At 70.1% G+C, this 20943-nt stretch carries 20 protein-coding genes and 2 pseudogenes; 2 read left to right on the top strand and 20 right to left on the bottom strand.

Annotation, left to right across the window (positions count from 1 at the left end):
• Window positions 1-3: 3 nt before the first annotated feature.
• Window positions 4-642 (top strand): annotated as a pseudogene (locus ACZZY9_RS14650) (MFS transporter); the annotation flags it as partial.
• Between the two features lie 128 nt (window positions 643-770).
• On the opposite strand, the gene tyrS reads toward ACZZY9_RS14650, so the two are convergent.
• From tyrS to infC, 20 genes and pseudogenes are all read right to left on the bottom strand, one after another.
• Complete coding sequence (tyrS, locus tag ACZZY9_RS14645; protein WP_463464610.1) at window positions 771-2084, bottom strand: tyrosine--tRNA ligase; 1314 nt, start codon at window positions 2082-2084, stop codon at window positions 771-773.
• Window positions 2085-2102: 18 nt separating this feature from the next.
• Window positions 2103-2727 (bottom strand): annotated as a pseudogene (locus ACZZY9_RS14640) (DNA-3-methyladenine glycosylase).
• Between the two features lie 4 nt (window positions 2728-2731).
• Window positions 2732-2863, bottom strand: a complete 132-nt coding sequence (locus ACZZY9_RS14635; RefSeq protein ID WP_320478047.1) for a hypothetical protein — start codon at window positions 2861-2863, stop codon at window positions 2732-2734.
• A complete protein-coding gene (gene argH, locus ACZZY9_RS14630; RefSeq protein ID WP_463464609.1) occupies window positions 2860-4308 on the bottom strand; it encodes an argininosuccinate lyase in 1449 nt (482 codons plus the stop codon). The genes ACZZY9_RS14635 and argH overlap by 4 nt, the downstream gene beginning before the upstream one ends.
• The gene (locus tag ACZZY9_RS14625) at window positions 4308-5507 is read right to left on the bottom strand and encodes an argininosuccinate synthase (protein ID WP_192060163.1); all 1200 of its coding nucleotides are present in this window, start codon (window positions 5505-5507) and stop codon (window positions 4308-4310) included. Before ACZZY9_RS14625 ends, argH begins: the two co-directional genes overlap by 1 nt.
• Before the next feature lie 112 nt (window positions 5508-5619).
• The gene (gene argF / locus ACZZY9_RS14620; protein WP_463464608.1) at window positions 5620-6540 is read right to left on the bottom strand and encodes an ornithine carbamoyltransferase; all 921 of its coding nucleotides are present in this window, start codon (window positions 6538-6540) and stop codon (window positions 5620-5622) included.
• Complete coding sequence (locus tag ACZZY9_RS14615; protein WP_463464607.1) at window positions 6537-7733, bottom strand: acetylornithine transaminase; 1197 nt, start codon at window positions 7731-7733, stop codon at window positions 6537-6539. The genes argF and ACZZY9_RS14615 overlap by 4 nt, the downstream gene beginning before the upstream one ends.
• A 2-nt stretch (window positions 7734-7735) precedes the next feature.
• Complete coding sequence (gene argB / locus ACZZY9_RS14610; protein WP_463464606.1) at window positions 7736-8731, bottom strand: acetylglutamate kinase; 996 nt, start codon at window positions 8729-8731, stop codon at window positions 7736-7738.
• Window positions 8731-9888, bottom strand: coding sequence for a bifunctional glutamate N-acetyltransferase/amino-acid acetyltransferase ArgJ (gene argJ / locus ACZZY9_RS14605; protein ID WP_463464605.1), 1158 nt, complete (start codon window positions 9886-9888; stop codon window positions 8731-8733). Before argJ ends, argB begins: the two co-directional genes overlap by 1 nt.
• Window positions 9885-10931: an N-acetyl-gamma-glutamyl-phosphate reductase gene (gene argC, locus ACZZY9_RS14600; RefSeq protein WP_463464604.1), complete on the bottom strand. Its 1047-nt coding sequence runs from the start codon at window positions 10929-10931 to the stop codon at window positions 9885-9887. Before argC ends, argJ begins: the two co-directional genes overlap by 4 nt.
• A 58-nt stretch (window positions 10932-10989) precedes the next feature.
• A complete protein-coding gene (gene pheT / locus ACZZY9_RS14595; protein WP_463464603.1) occupies window positions 10990-13482 on the bottom strand; it encodes a phenylalanine--tRNA ligase subunit beta in 2493 nt (830 codons plus the stop codon).
• On the bottom strand, window positions 13482-14522 hold the full coding sequence (pheS, locus tag ACZZY9_RS14590) for a phenylalanine--tRNA ligase subunit alpha (protein WP_463464602.1): 1041 nt from the start codon (window positions 14520-14522) through the stop codon (window positions 13482-13484). The genes pheT and pheS overlap by 1 nt, the downstream gene beginning before the upstream one ends.
• A gap of 86 nt (window positions 14523-14608) precedes the next feature.
• Window positions 14609-15541 carry an amino acid ABC transporter permease gene (locus tag ACZZY9_RS14585; protein ID WP_463464601.1) on the bottom strand — a complete coding sequence of 311 codons (933 nt, stop codon included), beginning with the start codon at window positions 15539-15541 and terminating at the stop codon, window positions 14609-14611.
• Window positions 15538-16203, bottom strand: a complete 666-nt coding sequence (locus tag ACZZY9_RS14580; RefSeq protein ID WP_463464694.1) for an amino acid ABC transporter permease — start codon at window positions 16201-16203, stop codon at window positions 15538-15540. Before ACZZY9_RS14580 ends, ACZZY9_RS14585 begins: the two co-directional genes overlap by 4 nt.
• A gap of 100 nt (window positions 16204-16303) precedes the next feature.
• The gene (locus ACZZY9_RS14575) at window positions 16304-17173 is read right to left on the bottom strand and encodes a glutamate ABC transporter substrate-binding protein (RefSeq protein ID WP_463464600.1); all 870 of its coding nucleotides are present in this window, start codon (window positions 17171-17173) and stop codon (window positions 16304-16306) included.
• A 96-nt stretch (window positions 17174-17269) separates the two neighbouring features.
• Window positions 17270-18007: an amino acid ABC transporter ATP-binding protein gene (locus ACZZY9_RS14570; RefSeq protein WP_192060153.1), complete on the bottom strand. Its 738-nt coding sequence runs from the start codon at window positions 18005-18007 to the stop codon at window positions 17270-17272.
• 110 nt (window positions 18008-18117) lie between these two features.
• Complete coding sequence (locus ACZZY9_RS14565; RefSeq protein WP_463464599.1) at window positions 18118-18942, bottom strand: TrmH family RNA methyltransferase; 825 nt, start codon at window positions 18940-18942, stop codon at window positions 18118-18120.
• 96 nt (window positions 18943-19038) lie between these two features.
• Window positions 19039-19425 carry a 50S ribosomal protein L20 gene (rplT, locus tag ACZZY9_RS14560; RefSeq protein WP_192060152.1) on the bottom strand — a complete coding sequence of 129 codons (387 nt, stop codon included), beginning with the start codon at window positions 19423-19425 and terminating at the stop codon, window positions 19039-19041.
• Between the two features lie 30 nt (window positions 19426-19455).
• Window positions 19456-19650, bottom strand: coding sequence for a 50S ribosomal protein L35 (gene rpmI, locus ACZZY9_RS14555; RefSeq protein ID WP_043596704.1), 195 nt, complete (start codon window positions 19648-19650; stop codon window positions 19456-19458).
• 3 nt (window positions 19651-19653) lie between these two features.
• Complete coding sequence (gene infC / locus ACZZY9_RS14550) at window positions 19654-20328, bottom strand: translation initiation factor IF-3 (RefSeq protein WP_243213760.1); 675 nt, start codon at window positions 20326-20328, stop codon at window positions 19654-19656.
• Between the two features lie 225 nt (window positions 20329-20553).
• On the opposite strand from infC, the gene ACZZY9_RS14545 reads away from it, so the two are divergent.
• Entirely contained in the window at window positions 20554-20922 is a 369-nt protein-coding gene (locus tag ACZZY9_RS14545) for a DUF1844 domain-containing protein (RefSeq protein WP_243213761.1), read from the top strand.
• Window positions 20923-20943: the final 21 nt, after the last annotated feature.

The raw sequence follows: 20943 nt of genomic DNA, 5'->3' as shown, positions 1-20943 counted from the left end.
TCGCTGGTCAACTACCGGCTGTGGTTCGCCGGCGCCCTCGTGTCGAACATCGGCACGTGGATGCAGCGCACGGCGCAGGACTGGCTCGTCCTCACCGATCTGACCGACGACGATGCGACGGCGCTCGGCATCACCATGGCGCTCCAGTTCGCGCCGCCCATCCTGATGGTCCCCATCACGGGGCTGATCGCCGACCGGTTCGACCGGAGACGGCTGCTGATGGTGACGCAGCTGAGCATGGGCCTGCTCGGACTCGCTCTCGGCCTGCTCGTGCTGACCGACACCGTCGAGCTCTGGATGGTCTACGTCTTCGCGCTGCTGCTCGGCGTCGCAGCCGCCATCGATGCGCCCGTGCGGCAGAGCTTCGTCTCCGAGCTCGTCCCGCCCGGTCATCTCACCAACGCCGTCAGCCTCAACTCGGCCTCGTTCAACGGCGCCCGCCTGATCGGCCCGGCCGTCGCGGGGGTGCTCATCGCGACGATCGGCACGGGATGGGTGTTCATGATCAACGCCGGCTCGTTCGCGGCGGTGCTGCTGTCGCTGCGGTTCATCCGGGTGGCGCAGCTCGAGCTGAAACCGGTCGTCTCGCGAGCGAAGGGCCAGATCAGAGAGGGGTTCCGGTACGTCCGCGACCGGCCCGACCCGCGCAGAGGCGACCGTGATCAGCGATAGACCCCTCCCCCGGGGCCCTTCAGGGGTCTCAGGCGAAGAACACGAGAGGCCCGCATCCCCTGGAAGGGATGCGGGCCTCTGTCGGTGGGGCGATGCGGTCAGCTGCGGACGCTCACACCGGCGAGCGTCTTCTTGCCGCGACGCAGGATGGCGCGTCGACCGACGAGCAGCGTCTCGACCACCAACGCGTCGCCATCCGTGACCCGCTCGTTGTTCAGGTAGACACCGCCCTCCGTCGCAGCCCGTCGGGCCGCGCCCAGGGATGAGACCAGACCGGTCTCGACGAGCGCGCGCGCCACGGTGGTGTCGGGGTCCACCTCGGCGGACGGCAGCTCGGCCATCGCGCTGACGAGGGTCGACTCGTCGAGCGCGCCGAGGTCGCCGTTGCCGAACAACGCGGCGGCCGCGTCGATGGCCGACCGGGCTGCGGACTCGCCGTGGACCAGCCGGGTGACCTCCCATGCCAGGGTGCGCTGCGCCTCCCTGGTGAACGGACGCTCGGCGACGACCGTCTCGAGCCGTTCGATCTCGGCGCGGTCGAGGAACGTGAAGACCTTGAGTCGGGACACCACGTCGGAGTCGTCGGTGTTGAGCCAGAACTGGTACATCGCGTAGGGGCTGGTGAGCTCGGGGTCGAGCCACACGGCGTTGCCCTCGCTCTTGCCGAACTTCGTACCGTCGCTGTTGGTGATCAGCGGTGTGCCGATGGCGTGCACCGCGACGCCCTCGGTGCGACGGATCAGCTCGGTGCCGCTGGTCAGGTTGCCCCACTGGTCGCTGCCGCCGGTCTGCAGCACGCAGTCGTACTCGCGGTACAGCTCGCGGAAGTCGAGCCCCTGGAGGATCTGGTAGCTGAACTCGGTGTAGCTGATGCCGGCGTCGCTGTTCAGACGGGCGCTCACCGCATCCTTCTTCAGCATGGTGTTCACTCGGAAGTTCTTGCCGATGTCGCGGAGGAACTCGATGGCGCTGAGCGGCGCCGTCCAGTCGAGGTTGTTGACCACGCGCAGGCCGTTGTCACCGGAGGCTTCGAGGAACTTCACCACGTGGGCGCGGATGGACTCGACCCACTCGGCCGTCTGCTCGGGTGTCTTCAGCACGCGCTCGGCCGTCGGACGCGGGTCGCCGATCAGACCCGTCGAGCCGCCGACCAGACCCAGCGGTCGGTGACCGGCCAGCTGGAGGCGGCGCATGGTCAGGAGCTGCACGAGGTTCCCGAGGTGGAGACTCGGCGCGGTCGGGTCGAAACCGCAGTAGAACGTGATCGGCGGCCCGGCGAGCAGGGTCTTCAGGGCGTCGGCGTCGGTGGAGACGTGCACGAGGCCCCGCCAGACGAGCTCGCTCCACACGTCGTCGAACGTCGGGTCGTTTCGCTGGCCGGCCAGGACGTCTGCCGTCGATTCACTGGTCACTCAAGAACGGTACCAGCGTCAGCCCCGCCGCCCGGTGCGCCTGGCGGCCGATCGGTAGACGGACACCGTCGGATCCCCCGCGATCCAGAACCGCCAGGGGCGGCTCTCGTGCCCGCCCTCCCCCGAGACCCCGACACGCGGCCCGGTCTCGACGACGGGTGACGGACCGGATGGGAAGCTCGAGCGACAGCCGGCCTCCACCGAGGCGGGTGCCGTCGTCGGCGAGGTCGACTCCGAGAGCCGACCCGAACCTCCCCGGCCCCCTCGCGAGATCGACCGCGCCGCGCGACGTCGTCCGTCTCGTCCGGGCCGTGTCGACGCCCTCCACGACCTCCCCCGACCGCAGGAGGAGACCCGACGCCTCGCCGACCGGGCCGCAGACGAGGTTGACGCAGCGGTGGATCCCGTACGACAGGTACACGTAGACGGTGCCGGCCGGACCGAACATGCTCGAGTTCCGAGCCGTCCTCCCCCGGTGGGCGTGCGAACCGGGGTCGTCGCCGACCCCGAGGTACGCCTCGACCTCGGTCAGCCGGACGGCCACGTCGCCGAGTCGGACGACGGCCCCGAGGAGGCGCGGCGCCACCTCGAGGGCCGCCCCCGACAGCAGCCGGGTCGCGTCGTCCGCCGGGGTCGACCCCATGGGACTAGAAGAAGTCCTGGCCCGTCGTCACCACGATGACGACGACGGCGACGAGGACAACCACGCTGACCGCGACGACGACGGGCAGCAACCAGGCCCGCCCTCGTCGCGGCTCGGACGGGCGTCGATCGCTCACGACGCCCTCGGGTCGAGATCGCGGGCCAGCCCGGCGACACGCGCGGTCAATGCCTCGAGCTGCTCGGCGACGCGCTCGGGTGCCGTCCCTCCGGCGCCGCGACGACTCGCGATGGAGCCCTCGACGGTCAGCACCGGGCGGATCTCGGGGGTGAGATGCGGAGACACCGACGCGTACTGCTCATCGGTCGGCTCGTCCAGCTCGAGTCCGTGCTGCTCGCAGAAGCGCACCAGTTCGCCGCTGATCTCGTGAGCGTCACGGAAGGCGACCCCCTGACGGACGAGCCATTCGGCCACGTCGGTGGCGAGCGAGAAGCCCTGCGGCGCCAGCTCGGCCATGCGCTGCTCGTCGAACTGCAACGTCGCGACCAGACCGGTGAACGCGGGCAGCAGGACCTCGAGCTGGGTGACCGAGTCGAAGATGGGCTCTTTGTCCTCTTGCAGATCGCGGTTGTAGGCCAGGGGCAGGCCCTTCAGCGTCGCGAGGAGACCCGTCAGGTTGCCGATCAGTCGACCGGACTTGCCGCGCGCGAGCTCGGCGATGTCCGGATTCTTCTTCTGCGGCATGATCGACGAGCCCGTCGAGAACGCGTCGTGCAGTCGGACGAAGCCGAATTCGCGCGTGGACCAGAGGATGATCTCCTCCGACAACCGAGACAGGTCGATTCCGATCGACGCGGCGACGAAGGCGAACTCGGCGACGACGTCACGACTGGCGGTGGCGTCGATCGAGTTCTCGGTCGTGCGGTCGAAGCCGAGGTCGCGGGCGACCTGATCAGGGTCGAGACCGAGCGAGCTGCCGGCCAGGGCGCCGGCCCCGTAGGGCGACGCCGAAGCACGGCGCGACCAGTCGCGGAGACGCTCGAGATCGCGCACGAGAGGCCACGCGTGGGCCAGCAGGTGATGCGCGAGCAGGACGGGCTGCGCGTGCTGCAGATGCGTGCGCCCGGGCATGACCGCCGTGGGGTGGGCCGACGCCTGAGCTGCGATGGCGTCGACGAGGTCGACGACGAGTCGCGCGATGGTGGCGGCATGGTCGCGCAGGTACAACCGCACGAGAGTGGCGATCTGGTCGTTGCGGCTCCGACCGGCCCGCAGACGGCCGCCGAGCTCGACCCCGGCGATGCCGATGAGACCGCGTTCGAGGGCCGAGTGGACGTCTTCGTCGGAGTCCGCGGCGACGAACGTCTGATCGGCGACGTCGGACTCGAGCCGGTCGAGCGCGTCGAGCATGGCGGTCAGCTCGTCGTCACCCAGGTAGCCCGCGGAGGCCAGGGCGCGGGCGTGGGCCCGCGACCCGGCGATGTCGTACGGCGCCAGCTGCCAGTCGAACTGCGTCGACCTGCTCAGCGCGGCGAGCTCGGCCGACGGCCCGGAGGCGAAGCGGCCGCCCCAGAGGGCGCCCGCCTCGCCTGCGCGCTGGTTCGGCGTCGTCTCGTCGGCCACTACTGCTGAGCCAGATCGCGGCGGGCCGAGATCTTGCTGGGCAGCGACCAGATCTCGATGAAGCCCTTCGAGAGCGACTGGTCGAACGTGTCGCCGGTGTCGTAGGTGGCGAGGTCGAAGTCGTAGAGGCTCGAATCGCTCTTCTGACCGGTGACGACGGCACGACCGCCCTGCAGCTTGAGACGGATGTCGCCCGACACGTACTTCTGCGTGTCGTCGATGAAGACGTCGAGCGAGCGCTTCAGGCCGGAGAACCACAGACCGTCGTAGACGAGGTTCGACCACTCGGCCTCGACGCCACGCTTGTAGCGGCCGAGGTCGCGCTCGATGGTGAGGGCCTCGAGGGCCTCGTGCGCCTGGATGAGCGCGACGGCCCCCGGAGCCTCGTAGACCTCACGGCTCTTGATGCCGACCAGGCGGTCCTCGACGACGTCGATGCGACCGACGCCGTGGGCCCCGGCGAGCTCGTTCATCTTCTCGACGATGCCGAGCGGCGTGTACGCGACGCCGTCGATGGCGACCGGGATGCCGGCCTCGAAGGTCACGACGACCTCGTCGGCGGGCTTGATGACCGAGGGGTCTTGCGTGTACTCGTACAGGTCTTCGATCGGCGGGTTCCACGGGTCTTCGAGGAACCCGGTCTCGACCGCGCGGCCCCAGACGTTCTTGTCGATCGAGTACGGGTTCGCGGCGCTCTGACGGATCGGCAGGTTGTGCTGCTCGGCGTAGACGATCGCCTTGTCACGGGTCAGCGCGAGGTCGCGGACCGGCGCGATGCTCGTCAGGTCGGGTGCGAGGGCGGCGACGGCCGCCTCGAAGCGCACCTGGTCGTTGCCCTTGCCGGTGCAGCCGTGGGCGACGCTGTCCGCGCCGAGCTCCTTCGCGACGCGCGCCAGGTGGCGGGCGATCAGCGGACGGCTGAGGGCGCTCACCAGCGGATACGTCTTCTGGTACATGGCGTTCGCCTTGAGGGCGGGCATCAGGTAGTCGCGCCCGAACTCCTCCTTGGCGTCGACGACGACCGACTCGACGGCGCCGCAGTCGAGGGCGCGCTGACGGATGTCGTTCATGTCCTCACCGCCCTGTCCGACGTCGACGGCCAGAGCCACCACCTCCTTGCCGGTGGCGTCGGCGAGCCAGCCGATGCCGACCGAGGTGTCGAGGCCTCCCGAGTATGCGAGGACGACGCGTTCCGTCATGGTTCTCCTTGGTTCGTATGTGGGGTGCGGGGCCGGTGGCCCGGACTGTGCCGGGCCACCGGGTGTTCGGGGTGCGGTCGCGGGGCGACCGCGACTGCTCGGAGCCTGTGGGTCAGTGCTCGAGCAGCCAGGTGAGCAGGGCCTTCTGGGCGTGGACGCGGTTCTCCGCTTCGTCCCAGATGACGCTGGTCGGGCCGTCGATGACCTCCGTCTCGACCTCGTAGCCGCGGTCGGCGGGGAGGCAGTGCAGGAAGATCGCGTCGTCGTCGGCCTCGGCCATCAGTGCCCGATCGACCTTGAAGCCGCCGAAGACGGCGACCCGCGCCTCCTTCTCGTCCTCCTTGCCCATCGACACCCAGGTGTCGGTGACGACGACGTCGGCCCCCGCGACCGCCGCGTGCACGTCGGAGATGACCTGCACGGAGCCGCCCGTGCCGGCGGCGATGCGCTCGGCGTCACGGACGACGGCCTCGTCGGGCTGGAAGCCCTCGGGGGCCCCGATCCGCACGTGCATGCCCGCCGTCGCGCCGGCCAGGAGGTACGACTGGCCCATGTTGCAGCGGCCGTCGCCGACGAAGGCGACCGTCAGACCGGCCAGCGTGCCCTTCTTCTCGCGGATCGTCTGCAGATCGGCGAGCAGCTGGCAGGGGTGGAAGTCGTCGCTCAGCGCGTTGACGACGGGGACGGTCGCCCCCTCCGCCATCTCCTCCAGACCGGACTGCGCGTAGGTGCGCCAGACGATCGCGGAGACCATCCGCTCGAGCACACGGGCGGTGTCGGACGGAGTCTCTTTGCCGCCGAGCTGGCTGTTGGCCGTCGCGATGATCAGCGGGCTGCCGCCGAGGTCGGCGATGCCCACCGCGAACGAGACCCGGGTGCGGGTCGACGACTTGTCGAAGATCACGGCGACCGTCTGCGGGCCCTCGAGAGGGCGACGCGACCACCGGTCGGCCTTGAGCTCGTCGGCGAGGTCGAGGACCTCGAGCAGCTCGCTCGGGCTGAGGTCGTCGTCGCGGAGGAAGTGGCGGGTCATGCGAGACCTTTCAGGACGGGGGCGAAGAGGGCGATGAACTCGTCGATCTCGGCGTCGCCCACGATGAGCGGCGGCGCGAGTCGGATGCTGGAGTCGTTCGGAGCGTTGATGATGAGGCCGGCGTCGAGCGCGGCCGCGGCGAGCTCGGCCGCGACGGGCTGCGTCAGGCCGATGCCCACGAGCAGACCGCGCCCCCGGATCTCGCCGATGAGCGGCGAGTCGAGTGCTGTCAGCGCGGCCCGGAGGCGCTCGCCCTGGATGACCGCGTTGACGATGAGACCAGAGTCTTCGATCTCGCGGAGGACGGCGTTGGCGGCCGCGGTGGCGAGCGGGTTGCCGCCGAACGTCGTGCCGTGCTGCCCGGCCTCGAAGAGCGCGGAGGCCTCGCCGAACGTGACCAGGGCCCCGATGGGCACGCCGCCGGCGATCCCCTTGGCGACCGTGATCGCATCGGGGACGACGTCGAACTGCTGGAAGGCGAACCAGGAGCCCGTCCGACCGACACCCGTCTGGATCTCGTCGAGGACGAGCAGCGCGCCGTGGCGCGTCGACAGCTCACGGGCCTTCTCGAGGAACCCCTCGGGCAGGTCGAGGACACCCGCCTCGCCCTTGATCGGCTCGACGAACAGGGCGGCCACGTGATCGTCGAACGCCGCCTCGAGCGCCTCGACGGTGCTGTCGATGTGCTCGACGCCGCCGACCATCGGCTCGAAGGGCTCGCGGAGCGCCGGCTTGCCGGTCAGCGCCAACGACCCCATCGTGCGACCGTGGAACGAGTTCCGCAGCGCGAGGATGCGCGTCTTCGACCCGTCGCCGCGATTGAGACGGGCCAGCTTGAAGGCCGCCTCGTTGGCCTCGGCCCCGCTGTTGCCGAAGAACACGCGACCGGCGTCGCCGGCACCCGTGATCCGCTTCAGGCGCTCGGCCAGCTCGAGCTGCGGCTCGGTCGCGAAGTAGTTCGACACGTGGATGATCGACGCGGCCTGGGTCGACAGGGCCTCGATCAGGGCCGGATGCGCGTGGCCGAGCGCGTTGACGGCGATGCCGGCCAGGAAGTCGAGATAGCGCTTGCCCTCGACGTCGAACACCGAGCAGCCCTCGCCGTGCGACAGCATCACCTTCGGAGTGGACAGCGAGCCCATCAACGAGTCGCCGAATCGGCGCTGCCAGGTACCGCCTTGGGTCTGGATCATGGTCACGACTGTCCTTTCTTCTCGGTGCCGTCGTCGACGGCGGGGGTGTTCGTGGAGGTGACGACGGGCGCGCCGTACGACGCCGCCCGGTCGTCGGGGATGACCTCGGTGCCCGACCCGCGCTGGGTGAAGACCTCGAGGAGGATGGAGTGCGGGATGCGCCCGTCGATGATGGTCGCTCCCCCGACGCCGCCGACGACCGACTCGAGGCACGCCGTCATCTTCGGGATCATGCCCGACTCGAGCGACGGCAGCAGATCGGTGAGCGCCGAGACGGTGATCGCCGCCACGAGCGACTCGCGGTTCGGCCAGTCGCTGTAGAGCCCCGGCACGTCGGTCAGCATGACGAGCTTGGTGGCGCCGAGCGCGATGGCGAGGGCGCCCGCCGCCGCGTCGGCGTTGACGTTCAGCGCCGAGTCGGGGTGGGCCTCGTTCGTCGCGATCGACGACACGACCGGGATGCGCCCCGCCGCGATCTCCTCGAGCACCGCCCGCGGGTCGACCTCGGTGATGTCGCCGACGTGACCGAGGTCGAACGTCTCGCCGTCGATGACGACACCGCGGCGCCGCCCCTCGAAGAGCGTGCTGTCTTCGCCGGACACCCCTCGCGCGAGGTCGCCGTGCTCGTTGATCAGGTCGACGATCTCACGGTTGACCTCGCCGGCGAGGACGTCGCGGACGACCGAGATCGCCTCGGTGCTCGTGTACCGGTACCCCCCGCGGAACTCGCTCGGGATGCCTGCGGCCGCCAGCGCGGCCGAGATCTGCGGACCCCCGCCGTGCACGACCACCGGGAAGAGCCCCGCGTAGCGGAGGTAGACCATGTCCTCGGCGAAGGCCCGCTTGAGGGCGTCGTCGACCATGGCGTTGCCGCCGAACTTGACGACGACCACCGTGCCGGAGAAGCGCTTGAGCCAGGGCAGCGACTCGATCAGGGTGGCGGCCTTGACGGCCGCGAGCTCCTGCTCGTCGCTGTGCACCACGTCGGAGACGGCCATCAGCTGGAGTACGCGCTGTTCTCGTGCACGTAGTCGTGCGTGAGGTCGTTCGTGAGGATCGTCGCCTCGTGGCCGCCCGACCGGAGGTCGACGAGCACGTGGACGGCGCGAGCCGTCAGGTCGACGGCGTCGCTCGGTCGATCGGGCGCCCCCGCGTGGCAGACCCGGACGCCGTTCATGGAGACGTCGACGTCGTAGGGATCGAACTCGGCCGAGGTCGTCCCGATCGCCGCCAGGACGCGGCCCCAGTTCGGGTCGTTGCCGAAGACCGCGGCCTTGAAGAGGTTGTTGCGGGCGATCGAGCGCCCGACCTCGACGGCGTCGTCGTCGCTCGCGGCCCCGACGATCTCGATGCGGATGTCGTGCGAGGCGCCCTCGGCGTCGGCCTGCAGCTGCTCGGCGAGGTCGGCGCAGAGCGCCGTCACCGCAGCCCGGAACTCCTCTGCGTCGGGGACGACGCCCGACTCGCCGCTGGCGAGGAGCAGCACGGTGTCGTTGGTCGACATGCAGCCGTCGGAGTCGAGCCGGTCGAAGGTGACCTGCGTCGCGGAGCGGAGCGCGTCGTCCAGCCCGCCGTGGTCGACGTCGGCGTCGGTCGTGAGCACGACGAGCATGGTCGCCAGACCCGGTGCCAGCATGCCGGCCCCCTTCGCCATGCCGCCGACCACCCAGCCGTCACCAGCCACCACGGCCTGCTTGGGCTTCGTGTCGGTCGTCATGATCGCCGTCGCCGCGTCGAGGCCGCCGTCGGCGGTCAATGCCGACGCCGCGGCGATCGAGCCGGAGAGGACCTTGTCGCGGAAGACCTGGTCGCCGACGCCGATGAGACCCGTCGAGCACACCACGACGTCGCCGGCCGACACGCCCAGCGCCTCGGCGACCGTCTCGGCGGTCGCGTGCGTCGTCTGGAAGCCGAACGGGCCCGTGAAGCAGTTCGCGCCTCCTGAATTCAGCACGACGGCCTCGGCGATTCCGTCGCCGACCACCTGCTGCGACCAGAGCACGGGGTGGGCCTTCGCCCGATTGCTGGTGAAGACCGCCGCCGCGCTCTTGCGACGACCGCGGTTGACGACGAGGGCGACGTCGGGTCGACCACTCGTCTTGAGGCCCGCCGTGACACCGGCGGCGACGAATCCCTGGGCTGCGGTGACGCTCACGGTGCCACTCCGTTCACGGTGAGGCCCGCGGTCTCGGGGAGACCGAGGGCGATGTTGGCGGACTGCACCGCGGCGCCCGCGGTGCCCTTCGCCAGGTTGTCGATGGCGCTGACCACGACCAGCCGGTCGGCGTCGACGTCGACCGCGAGTCCGATGAGGGCGGTGTTGGCGCCGACGGTGTCGGCCGTGCGCGGGAACTCGCCCGCGGGCAGGAGGTGCACGAACGGCTCGTCGGCGTAGGCGATCTCGTACGCGGCGCGCACGTCGCTCTCGCTCACGCCGGGAGCCAGCGTGGCCGTCGAGGTCGCCAGGATGCCCCGCGACATCGGCACGAGGACGGGGGTGAACGAGATGCTCACCTCGGTGGCGCCGGCGACGCGGAGGTTCTGCTGGATCTCGGGCACATGGCGGTGGGTGCCGCCCACCCCGTAGGCCGACGCCGAACCGAGGATCTCGCCGGCGAGGAGGTGCGGCTTCAGAGCCTTGCCCGCGCCCGAGGGCGCGACGGCGAGCACGGAGACGATGTCGGTGCTCTCGACGAGACCGGCACGGACCGCCGGAGCGAGAGCCAGGGTGATCGCGGTCACGTTGCAGCCGGGCGCCGCGATGCGACGCTCGCCGACGAGCGCCTCGCGCTGCCGCGTGCCGTCGGCGTGGACGAGCTCGGGGAGACCGTAGGCCCACGCCCCGTAGAACTCGGTGCCGTAGAACCGGGCCCAGTCGGCCTCGTCGGTGAGGCGATGATCGGCACCGCAGTCGACGACGAGCGTCTCGGCGGGCAGCTCGGCCGTGATGGCCCCGGACTTGCCGTGGGGCAGGGCGAGGAACACGACGTCGTGACCGGCGAGGTTCTCGGCCGTCGTCTCGACGAGGGTCAGGTGCGCGAGCGAGCGCAGCTGGGGTTGCAGTGCGATGAGCGGCTGCCCGGCGTTCTGGAACGCCGTGACGGTGCGCACCTCGAAGTCGGGATGCGCGGCGAGGAGCCGGAGCAGCTCGCCGCCGGCGTAGCCGCTGGCGCCGGCGACGGCAACGGAATGAGGCATGGGTCCACCCTAATGTTCGATTCGGTCGAGGATCGGGGGCGGCGACGCCTGGCGAGTGTCAGTCGCGGAGCGCCGCCCCGAATCGCTCGCCGGCCAGACGGACGGCGCCCTGCTTGGCCTCGGTCGCCTCGGCGGCCGTCAGGGTGCGGTCGTCGGCCCGGAATCGCAGGGCGAAGGTCAGCGACTTCGAGGCGTCGGGCAGCCCCGCGCCGCGGTAGTCGTCGACGAGACGGACCGTCTCGAGCAGCGCACCGGCGCCCTCGCGGACGGCGGAGAGGACCTCGCCCGCCGAGACGTCTTCGGCGACGACGAGGGAGAGGTCTTGCGTGGCGGCGGGGAACGACGAGATCGGGGTCGGCTGCAGCTCGACGTCGGCGAGGGCGATGACCCGGTCGAGGTCGATCTCGCCGACGGCGAGGACCCGGGGCAGATCGAGGTCCGCCGCACGCTGGGGCAGCAGCTCGCCGGCGTGACCGACGACCTCGCCGGCCACGACGACCTCGGCCGTGCGACCGGGGTGCAGCGACGGGTGCGAACCCTGACGGAAGACGGCCTCGGCACCCGCTGCACGGACGGCGACGCGGAGATCGTCGAGCACGTCGGCGAGGGACGCCGGGAGGGCGGCCTGACCGGGCTGGCGGTCGATCGCCTGGCCGAGCGCGAGCACGGCCAGGTGCCGGGGCTGACGCGGGATGCTCGCCTCGAGCGACGCGAGCACCTCGACGGAGGGTCGTTCGGCGCCGAGCGGCACGCTCTCGGTGCCGTAGGCCCGGTCGGCCTCCGGCAGGAAGACGGTGCCGGTCTCGAACAGCGACAGGTCGACGAGCCCGCGTGACGAGTTGCGTCGGGCGATCTCGAGCAGACCCGGGACGAGCGAGCGACGCAGCTCGGGCGCGGCGACGTCGAGCGGATTGGCGAGCCGGACACCGGGGCCGCCCGCACCGTCGAGACCGCCGAAGGCGGCGTTCTGCGCGGAGCTGACGAACGGGTAGGCCGCTACCTCGGTGGACCCCGCGGCGGCGAGCGACGACGACACCTGACGGCGCAGCTTCTGCTCACGCGTGAGACCCCGCCCGGGAGGGGCGACGGGCAGCACGGACGGGATGCGGTCGTAGCCGGTGATGCGCGCGACCTCTTCGACCAGCGACGCGGCGTCGACCAGGTCGGGACGCCAGGACGGCGGTGCGACCGACCAGCCGTCGGCCGCCGGGACGACCTCGGCGCCGATCGACGTCAGCGCGTCGACGATCTCGGTCGACGTGTAGTCGACCCCGATCAGGCGGGAGGCGCGCTCGGCCCCCAGGGAGATGGCCGCTCGCGGAGCGGTCGCGTCGAGCAAGGAGCCCAGAGCGTCGGCGGTGCCGCCGCCCCATTCGACGAGGAGGTCGACGACGCGCTGTGCGGCGGGCGCCGAGACCCGGGGGTCGACGCCCCGCTCGAAGCGGCGCGAGGCCTCGCTCGGCAGCTTGTGCCGACGGGCGGACCGGGCGATCGAGATCGGGTCGAACGTGGCGGCCTCGATGAGGACGTCGGTCGTCGCGGTCGTGATCTCGGTGCGGGCGCCGCCCATGACCCCGGCGAGCCCGACGGCCCCGGTCGAGTCGGCGATGACGAGATCTTCGGGGTGCAGCGCACGCGTCTTGCCGTCGAGGGTCTCGAGCTGCTCGCCGGGCTCGGCGCGACGGACGGTCAGCCCGCCGTCGAGGGTCGCGAGGTCGTACCCGTGGATGGGCTGACCGAGTTCGAGCATCACGTAGTTCGTGACGTCGACCGGGAGCGAGACGCTGCGGACACCGGCGAGACGGAGCCGGGAGGACATCCACGGCGGGGTGGCGCGCGAGGCGTCGACGCCTCGGACGACCCGCGTGACGAAGGTCGAGACGGCGGCGGCGCCTCGGACGGGAGCCTCGTCGCGGACCTCGACGGAGAAGCCGTCGCCCGGTGCGACCGAGACGGCCGCGGCGGGGTCGCGGAACGTCGCGCCCGTGGCGTGCGAGTACTCGCGGGCGACGCCGCGGATGCTGAACGCGTAGCCGCGGTCGGGGGTGACGTTGATCTCGACTGCGGCCTCGTCGAGCCCGAGGAGCGCGATGGCGTCCGTGCCGACCTCGGGGTCGAGGCCGAGCGACGAGAGCAGGAGGATGCCGTCGTGCTCGTCGCCCAGACCGAGCTCACGCGTCGAGGCGATCATGCCGTCGGACACGTGACCGTAGGTCTTTCGGGCGGCGATCGGGAACGGACCGGGCAGCACGGCACCGGGCAACGACACGACGACCTTGTCGCCGGCGACGAAGTTGTGCGCCCCGCAGACGATGCCGCGGACGTCGTCGGGACCGACGGCGACCTGGCACCAGTTGATCGTCTTGCCGTTCTTCTGCGGCTCGGGCACGAGTTCGAGCACCTGGCCGACGACGAGCGGACCCGTCACGTCGCCGACGTGCACGTCTTCCTCTTCGAAGCCGACGGACACGAGCGCCGCGTGGACGTGCTCGAGGCTGACGTCGCTCGGCAGGTCGACCCATTCGCCCAGCCAACTGATCGGTACCCGCATCAGACCACCATCCCGAACTGCTCGCTGAAACGGACGTCGCCCTCGACCATGTCGCGCATGTCGTTGAGGTCGTTGCGGAACTGCAGGGTGCGCTCGATGCCCATCCCGAAGGCGAAGCCCTGGTAGACGTCGGGGTCGATGCCCGCGGCCCGCAGCACGTTCGGGTTGACCATGCCGCAGCCGCCCCACTCGACCCAGCGCGCCCCGCCCTTGGCGTTCGGCTGCCAGACGTCCATCTCGGCGCTCGGCTCGGTGAAGGGGAAGTAGTTCGGACGGAGGCGGATCTGCGCCTCGTCGCCGAACATCGAGCGCGCGAGGTGCTCGAGGGTGCCGCGGAGGTTCGCCATGGTGAGCCCCCGGTCGATGGCGATGCCCTCGATCTGCGTGAAGACCGGCGTGTGCGTCGCATCGAGCTCGTCGGTGCGGAACACCCGGCCGGTCGCGACGTTGTAGACCGGCAGCTGCTTGGAGAGCAGCGTGCGGATCTGCACCGGCGACGTGTGCGTACGGAGCAGCAGGTGCTCGTCGACGGGATCGACGAAGAAGGTGTCTTGCATGGCGCGCGCCGGGTGGTCGGCGTCGAAGTTCAGCGCGTCGAAGTTGAACCACTCGTGCTCGAGCTCGGGGCCCTCGGAGACCTCCCACCCCATGGCGACGAAGAGGTCGACCATGGTCTCCTGCAGGAGGGCCAGCGGGTGACGCGACCCCACCCGGCGACGAGACGGCAGGGCGGAGACGTCGACGGTCTCGTCGGCCAGCCGTGCAGCCTCTTCCAGCTCGACCAGCTCGGCCTCGCGGGTGGCCACGGCCTGGTTGACCCGGCCCCTGGCCTGGCCGACGAGCTTGCCCGCCGCGGCCTTCTGGTCGTTCGGCAGATCGCGCATCCCGGCGTTCATGCGCGCCAGGACGGACGCCTCACCCGTGTGCTGCGAGCGTGCGGTCTTGAGCTCGGCGACGGACGCCGCAGTCGAGATGGCGACCAGGGCGGAGTCGACCGCCGACGCGACGGCGTCTTCGGAGATGGGGACGGTGTCTGACACGAGAACCAAGCTTAGCGATCGTCGGGAGGCGACCCGCACCTCCTCGGCGCTCCGGGGAGGTCGGAGAGGTCGGAGGGAGGACCGGGTCAGGTCGATGTCGTCTGCGAGCCGCCCGTCGTCGCGTCGACGGACGGACGCCCGGTGCGCGCCAGCAGGCCAGGGCCGCCGAGCCCGCCGCCGCGGGGTTTCTTCATCACGCCGCGGCGACCCGTCCGCCGGTCGACGACGCGCACGACGTAGGAGAACGCGAGGTTCGTCAGCAGGTAGACGACCAGCACCACGGCGAAGAGGGTGAAGGTGTAGTTGCTGCCGTACGAGGTGCCGAGACGGTTCAGACCCCGACGCGTCAGCTCGACGTAGCCCACGATGTAGCCGAGCGACGTGTCTTTCAGGAGCACCACCAGCTGCGCCAGGATGATCGGCAGCATCTGCCGGAACGCCTGCGGGAACTCGATCGCGAAGCGGGTGCGCACGGGCGAGAGGCCGATGGCCAGACCCGCCTCGCGCTGCCCCTTCGGCAGGGCGGCGATGCCCGAGCGGAGCGCCTCGCCGATGAGGGCGCCGTTGTAGACGGCGAGTGCGGCGACGACCGCCCAGAAGGCTCCCGTCGAGAAGACGAGGAGGATGAACAGCATCATCAGCAGCACGGGCATGCCGCGGAAGAACTCGAGGACGATCGTCGTGGGCACCCGCACCCAGGCGGTGCGCGCCGTGCGGAGGAACGAGAACAGGACGCCGATGGCCACGGCCAGGACGGACGCCACCGCCGCAGCACGCACGGTCGCGAGCCAGCCGCCCGCGATGTTCCGCCACAGGTTGCGGTCGAGGATGATGTCCCAGCGCGACGGGTCGAGCACGCTCGCCGTGACGGCGCCGTTCGCGCTGACACGCGGTCGCCCGAGCAGGTAGACGAGGTACGCGACGAGGGCCAGCACCAGGACGACGCCGACCACCGAGATGATGCGCGACGCGCGGCGGGCCTTGGGACCGGGGGCGTCGTAGAGGACGTTCGTGCTCATCGCAGGACCGCGACCTTCTTCTCGACGAGAGCCGCGACGCGGCCCAGCGTGATGGTGACCACCAGGTAGAACACGGCGACGGACACGAGCGTCGTGATGACCGCGTCGCCCCGGTCGTTGGCGATGAACCGTCCGGCCGCGAACAGCTCGGCGACGAAGAAGCCGCCGGCGACCGAGGTGTTCTTCGTGAGGGCGATGAGGACGTTGATCAGCGGCGGGATCACCATGCGGATGGCCTGCGGCATGATCACGAGGCTGAGCGTCTGGCCGAAGCCGAGGCCGATGCTGCGGGCCGCCTCGCCCTGCCCGACCGGCACGCCGTTCACGCCGGAGCGGACCGCCTCGGCCACGAACGGCGACGTGTAGAGCGTGAGACCCACCACCGCGAGCGGGAAGTAGCCGATCCCGACGCCGAGGTAGGGCAGGACGAACGCGCAGAAGAACAGCACGAGAGTCAGGGGGATGTTGCGGATCGCCTCGGTGTAGACCGTCGCGAAGACCCGGAACGAGGCGACCGGCGAGATGCGCAGGGCCGCGACGACGAAGCCGATCACGATCGCGCCGACGGCGGACAGTGCCAGCAGCTGCAGCGTCGTGACGAACCCGCCCCAGAAGCGGGGCCAGTTCTCGGTCACGGCATCGAAGCCGGGGATGACGTCCAAGGGGTTCACCGGGACTCCAGGTCAGAGGGCTGCCGAGAGGGCAGGAGGCGGTGGTGGGCACCGCGGGCGGGTCGCGCCGCGGTGCCCACCGGGGTGGTGACTAGTAGTGGTCGATCGCCGGGGGCTCGGGCGTCTCGAGGACGGCGCCGGCCGTGGACTCCCACAGCTCGTCCCAGGTGCCGTCGTCTTCGGCCTCTTCGAGGGTGTCATTGATGAACATGCGGAAGTCGGTGTCGTCGAGCGCCAGGCCGATGCCGTAGGGCTCCTCGGTGAAGGGCTCGCCGACGACCTCGAACTCGCCCTCGTTCTGGTCGGCGAGACCGGCCAGGATCACGTTGTCGGTCGTCACGGCCGCGACCGCGCCGGTGCGGAGGGGCTCGAGGCAGTTCGAGTACGTGTCGGTCGCGATGATGTCGTCCGTGTACTCGGCGATGTTGGCCTCGCTGGTCGAGCCGCTGACCGTGCAGACGGCCTTGCCCTCGAGGTCTTCGGCGCCCTCGATGCCGTCGGGGTTGCCCTCGAGCACCAGGAGGTCCTGACCGGCCTGGTAGTAGGGGCCCGCGAACGAGACGACCTTCTTGCGCTCGTCGTTGATCGTGTAGGTCGCGATGACGAGGTCGACGTCGCCGTTCTGGATGAAGGGCTCACGGTTGGCGGACACCGTCTCGACCCAGGTGATGCCGTCGGCCGGGATTCCCAGCTTGGCTGCGACGAGCTTGCCGATCTCGGCGTCGAAGCCCTGCGGGTTGCCGGAGCCGTCGTCGAGGCCGAACAGGGGCTGGTCGAACTTGGTGCCGATGGTGATCTCGCCGGCCTCGGCGAGACGGGCCATCGTCGTGCCGTCTTCGAAGTCGGAGACCTCTTCGACCTCGACGGCGCTGTCGGGGGCGGCCGAGTCGGTGCAGGCCGACAGGCCGAGCACCGTGACGGCTGCTGCGGCTACGGCTACGAAACCTCTACTGAGTCGCATTCTGTTCTCCTTGCTGTGTGACCCGGACGCCGATCGGCGGACGGGGGCTCCGGGGTCGGGCCGCAGGACGGACGCGGCGACGACGGGGTCTGTCGATCAGTGGGTGAGGATCTTCGACAGGAAGTCGCGCGCCCGATCGGACGTCGGCGCGGTGAAGAACTGCTCGGGGGTGCTCTCTTCGACGATCTCGCCGTCTGCCATGAAGACGACCCGATCGGCCGCCTTGCGCGCGAAGCCCATCTCGTGGGTGACGACGATCATCGTCATGCCGTCTTTGGCGAGCTGCACCATGACGTCGAGGACCTCGGTGATCATCTCGGGGTCGAGCGCGCTGGTCGGCTCGTCGAGGAGCATCACCTTCGGATCCATCGCGAGGGCCCTGGCGATGGCCACCCGCTGCTGCTGACCGCCCGAGAGCTGCGACGGCATCTTCTGAGCCTGGTTCGCCACGCCGACACGCTCGAGGAGCTCCATCGCCCGCTTCTCGGCCTCGGCCTTGCTGCGCTTGCGGACCTTGATCTGGCCCAGCGTGACGTTCTCGAGCACGGTCTTGTGCGCGAACAGGTTGAAGCTCTGGAAGACCATGCCGACGTCGGCCCGCAGACGAGCGAGCTCGGAACCCTCTTCGGGGAGGCGGGTGCCGTCGATCGAGATCGTGCCGTCGTCGATCGTCTCGAGTCGGTTGATGGCCCGGCAGAGCGTCGACTTGCCCGAACCGCTCGGCCCGATGACCACGACCACCTCGCCCCGCGAGACCGTCGTCGTGATGTCTTTCAGGACATGCAGTTCACCGAAGTGCTTGTTGACGTGGTCGACGACGACGAGGGGTTCCATGCGACCACACAAACAGGTGGGTCTGACGGGCGCAAATTCACAGCGGATTCGTAACGCGATCGAAACGACACGCGCGGACGCCCATCGGGCCGACACGCGCCTCCTTCAAGTCAGCTCCGCTGTGCGAAGGCGCTCTCGTAGAGGCAGACGGAGGCCGCGGTCGAGAGGTTCATCGACTCGGCATGCCCGTAGATCGGAACGACGACGGCACGGTCGGCCCGCTTGAGGTCGTCGTCGGTCAGCCCTCTGGCCTCGTTGCCGAAGAGCCAGGCCGTCGGGGCCGAGAGGACGCCCTCGCTGCGCACGGCGAGGAGGTCGTCGCCCTTGACGTCGGCGGCCAGCACCTGGATGCCCGCCTCGGCGCAGCGCGCCACCACGGACGCGAGATCGGCGCCGACGGCGACCGGCACGTGGAAGAGCGAGCCCGTCGTGGCGCGGACCACCTTGGGGTTGTAGAGGTCGACGCTCCGACCGGTCATGATGACCGCGTCCGCGCCGGCGGAGTCGGCCGCACGGATGATCGTGCCGGCGTTGCCCGGGTCGCGGACCTCTTCGAGGATGGCTATCAGACGGGGGCCGCCGTCGCCCGTGTCGGCGAAGACGTCTTTGACAGCGGTCGGGAACTGGCGGCAGACGGCGACGATGCCCTGAGGGGTCACCGTGTCGGACATCGCGGCGATGACCGCCTCGCTGACGAACTCGATCTCGAGCTCGGCCTCGCGGGCGGCCGCACCCACCTGCGGATGACGCTCGAGCGCCGTCGGCGTCGCGAAGAGATCGACGAGCAGTTCGGGCCGGAACGCGAGGGCCTCGGACACCGCCTGGGGGCCCTCGAGCAGGAACGACCCGGTGTCGGTGCGCGCATCGCGCTTGGCCAGCTTCGCCACGGCGCGGACGCGGGGCGATCGGGGATTGTCGAGGAGGGAGGTGCTCACTCCCCCACTATGCCTCACCCGGCCTCTCGAGCCGGGACGCACGACGGCCCGGACGGTGAGACCGTCCGGGCCGGGGTGGTGCAGTGGCGCTGGCGACTACGCGGCAGCCTTGGGGGCCGAGGTGTCGGCGGGCAGCGCGGCCTTCGCGGTGGCGACGAGGCCGGCGAAGGTGGCGGGCTCGTTGACGGCCAGCTCGGCCAGGATGCGACGGTCGACCTCGACGCCGGCCAGGGACAGACCCTGGATGAGGCGGTTGTAGGTCAGGCCGTTCTGACGCGACGCGGCGTTGATGCGCTGGATCCACAGACGGCGGAACTCACCCTTGCGGGCGCGACGGTCGCGGTACGAGTAGACGAGCGAGTGGGTGACCTGCTCTTTGGCCTTGCGGTACAGGCGCGAACGCTGACCGCGGTAACCCTCGGCACGCTCGAGGATCACACGACGCTTCTTGGCGGCGTTGACCGCTCTCTTGACTCTTGCCATTTTCTTGTTCCTCTACGTTCGTGTCAGCGGTCAGTGACCGAGAAGCTTCTTGGCGACCTTGGCGTCGGCGGGGGCGAGCACCTGGTCCTGGTTCAGGCGAGCCTTGCGCTTGGCGCTCTTCACCTCGAGGTTGTGTCGCATGCCGGCCTGCTGCTTCATGATCTTGCCGGAACCGGTGACCTTGAAGCGCTTCTTGGCGCCGGAGTGGGTCTTCTGCTTGGGCATGTCTTACTTACTTTCTTCTGTCGGTTCCGCCGGTGCGTCGGCCGGAACCTCGTCGGACGTCGGGTGCTTCGGCGCCTTGTTGGCCACCTTGCGAGCTTCTGCCTCGGCCTTGGCCTCGGACTTGTTCTTGTGCGGCCCGATCACCATGACCATGTTGCGGCCGTCGATGGTGGGGGTCGACTCGACGCTGCCCCACTCGGAGACGTCTTCGGCGAAGCGCTGGAGGAGACGGACACCCTGGTCGGGACGCGACTGCTCGCGACCGCGGAACAGGATCATGGCCTTGACCTTGTCGCCGCCCTGGAGGAAGCCCTCGGCGCGCTTGCGCTTGGTCTCGTAGTCGTGCTTGTCGATCTTCAGACGGAAACGCACCTCTTTGAGGATGGTGTTCGCCTGGTTGCGACGAGCCTCCTTCGCCTTCTGCGCAGCCTCGTACTTGAACTTTCCGTGATCCATGATCTTGGCCACGGGAGGCTTCGAGTTGGGGGCCACCTCGACCAGGTCGAGCTCGGCCTCTGCTGCGAGACGCAGGGCCATGGCGATGGGGACGACACCGACCTGTTCTCCGGCAGGTCCGACGAGGCGGACCTCGGGGACGCGGATACGGTCGTTCGTACGGGGATCGCTGATGCGGAACTCCTCTGTCGTTGCTTCGTCACCCGCCGGACCGGTGGTCACGGCAGGGAAAGAGGAGTTTCGCGACGCGCTACGCCACCCGAGCGTTCTGCTCTGGCAGTGCGACGGAACATCGCTGCACCCTGGCTGCCGAGCCTCGGGGAGGATCGGCGGGGTACCAACAACCCGGTAACCTAATCGAACGGTCAAGCGCGGGTGGGAGAATCTCCACTTTCGCACCGAAGCAGATGCTTCGGAGCCTCGACGAGCTTAGCAGAGGATCTTCACGTGAGCCACACCCCCGAGCACTCCCCCGACTTCGCCTTCTCCGCCCCCGGCGACGAGGCGCGCGACATCGCCGACGTGAACGCCGTGGAGGTGATCAACACCGTCGCCGTGCACCTGATGAGCGCGGCCGCCGTGAAGGTCGGACTCGCCGACGACCCGCGCGCCCAGACCGACCTCGACGAGGCCCGCAAGCTCATCACCTCGCTGGCCGGCCTGATCACGGCCAGCGCACCCGAGATCGGCGACCAGCACGCCCGCGCCCTCCGCGACGGGCTGCGGTCGCTGCAGCTGGCCTTCCGTGAGGCGTCGGCGTTCCCCGACCCCATCGGCCAGGGGCCCGGCGAGAAGTTCACGGGGCCGGTCAACTAGACCGCGCCTCCAGGCGTCTGA

It is taken from the genome of Frigoribacterium sp. AC394 (assembly GCF_979258095.1).
Note: the sequence above shows the minus strand (reverse complement) of the source record. Positions and strands in the feature narration are given on the sequence as shown.

Excerpts from the sequence above, each read along its gene's own strand:
- ACZZY9_RS14615 (WP_463464607.1), bottom strand. The coding sequence starts at position 7,733 with ATGATCCAGACCCAAGGCGGTACCTGGCAGCGCCGATTCGGCGACTCG.
- ACZZY9_RS14575 (WP_463464600.1), bottom strand. The coding sequence starts at position 17,173 with ATGCGACTCAGTAGAGGTTTCGTAGCCGTAGCCGCAGCAGCCGTCACG.
- argC (WP_463464604.1), bottom strand. The coding sequence starts at position 10,931 with ATGCCTCATTCCGTTGCCGTCGCCGGCGCCAGCGGCTACGCCGGCGGC.
- ACZZY9_RS14570 (WP_192060153.1), bottom strand. The coding sequence starts at position 18,007 with ATGGAACCCCTCGTCGTCGTCGACCACGTCAACAAGCACTTCGGTGAA.
- rpmI (WP_043596704.1), bottom strand. The coding sequence starts at position 19,650 with ATGCCCAAGCAGAAGACCCACTCCGGCGCCAAGAAGCGCTTCAAGGTC.
- argB (WP_463464606.1), bottom strand. The coding sequence starts at position 8,731 with ATGGCCGTCTCCGACGTGGTGCACAGCGACGAGCAGGAGCTCGCGGCC.
- ACZZY9_RS14585 (WP_463464601.1), bottom strand. The coding sequence starts at position 15,541 with ATGAGCACGAACGTCCTCTACGACGCCCCCGGTCCCAAGGCCCGCCGC.
- rplT (WP_192060152.1), bottom strand. The coding sequence starts at position 19,425 with ATGGCAAGAGTCAAGAGAGCGGTCAACGCCGCCAAGAAGCGTCGTGTG.
- argF (WP_463464608.1), bottom strand. The coding sequence starts at position 6,540 with ATGACCCGCCACTTCCTCCGCGACGACGACCTCAGCCCGAGCGAGCTG.
- pheT (WP_463464603.1), bottom strand. The coding sequence starts at position 13,482 with ATGCGGGTACCGATCAGTTGGCTGGGCGAATGGGTCGACCTGCCGAGC.
- ACZZY9_RS14625 (WP_192060163.1), bottom strand. The coding sequence starts at position 5,507 with ATGACGGAACGCGTCGTCCTCGCATACTCGGGAGGCCTCGACACCTCG.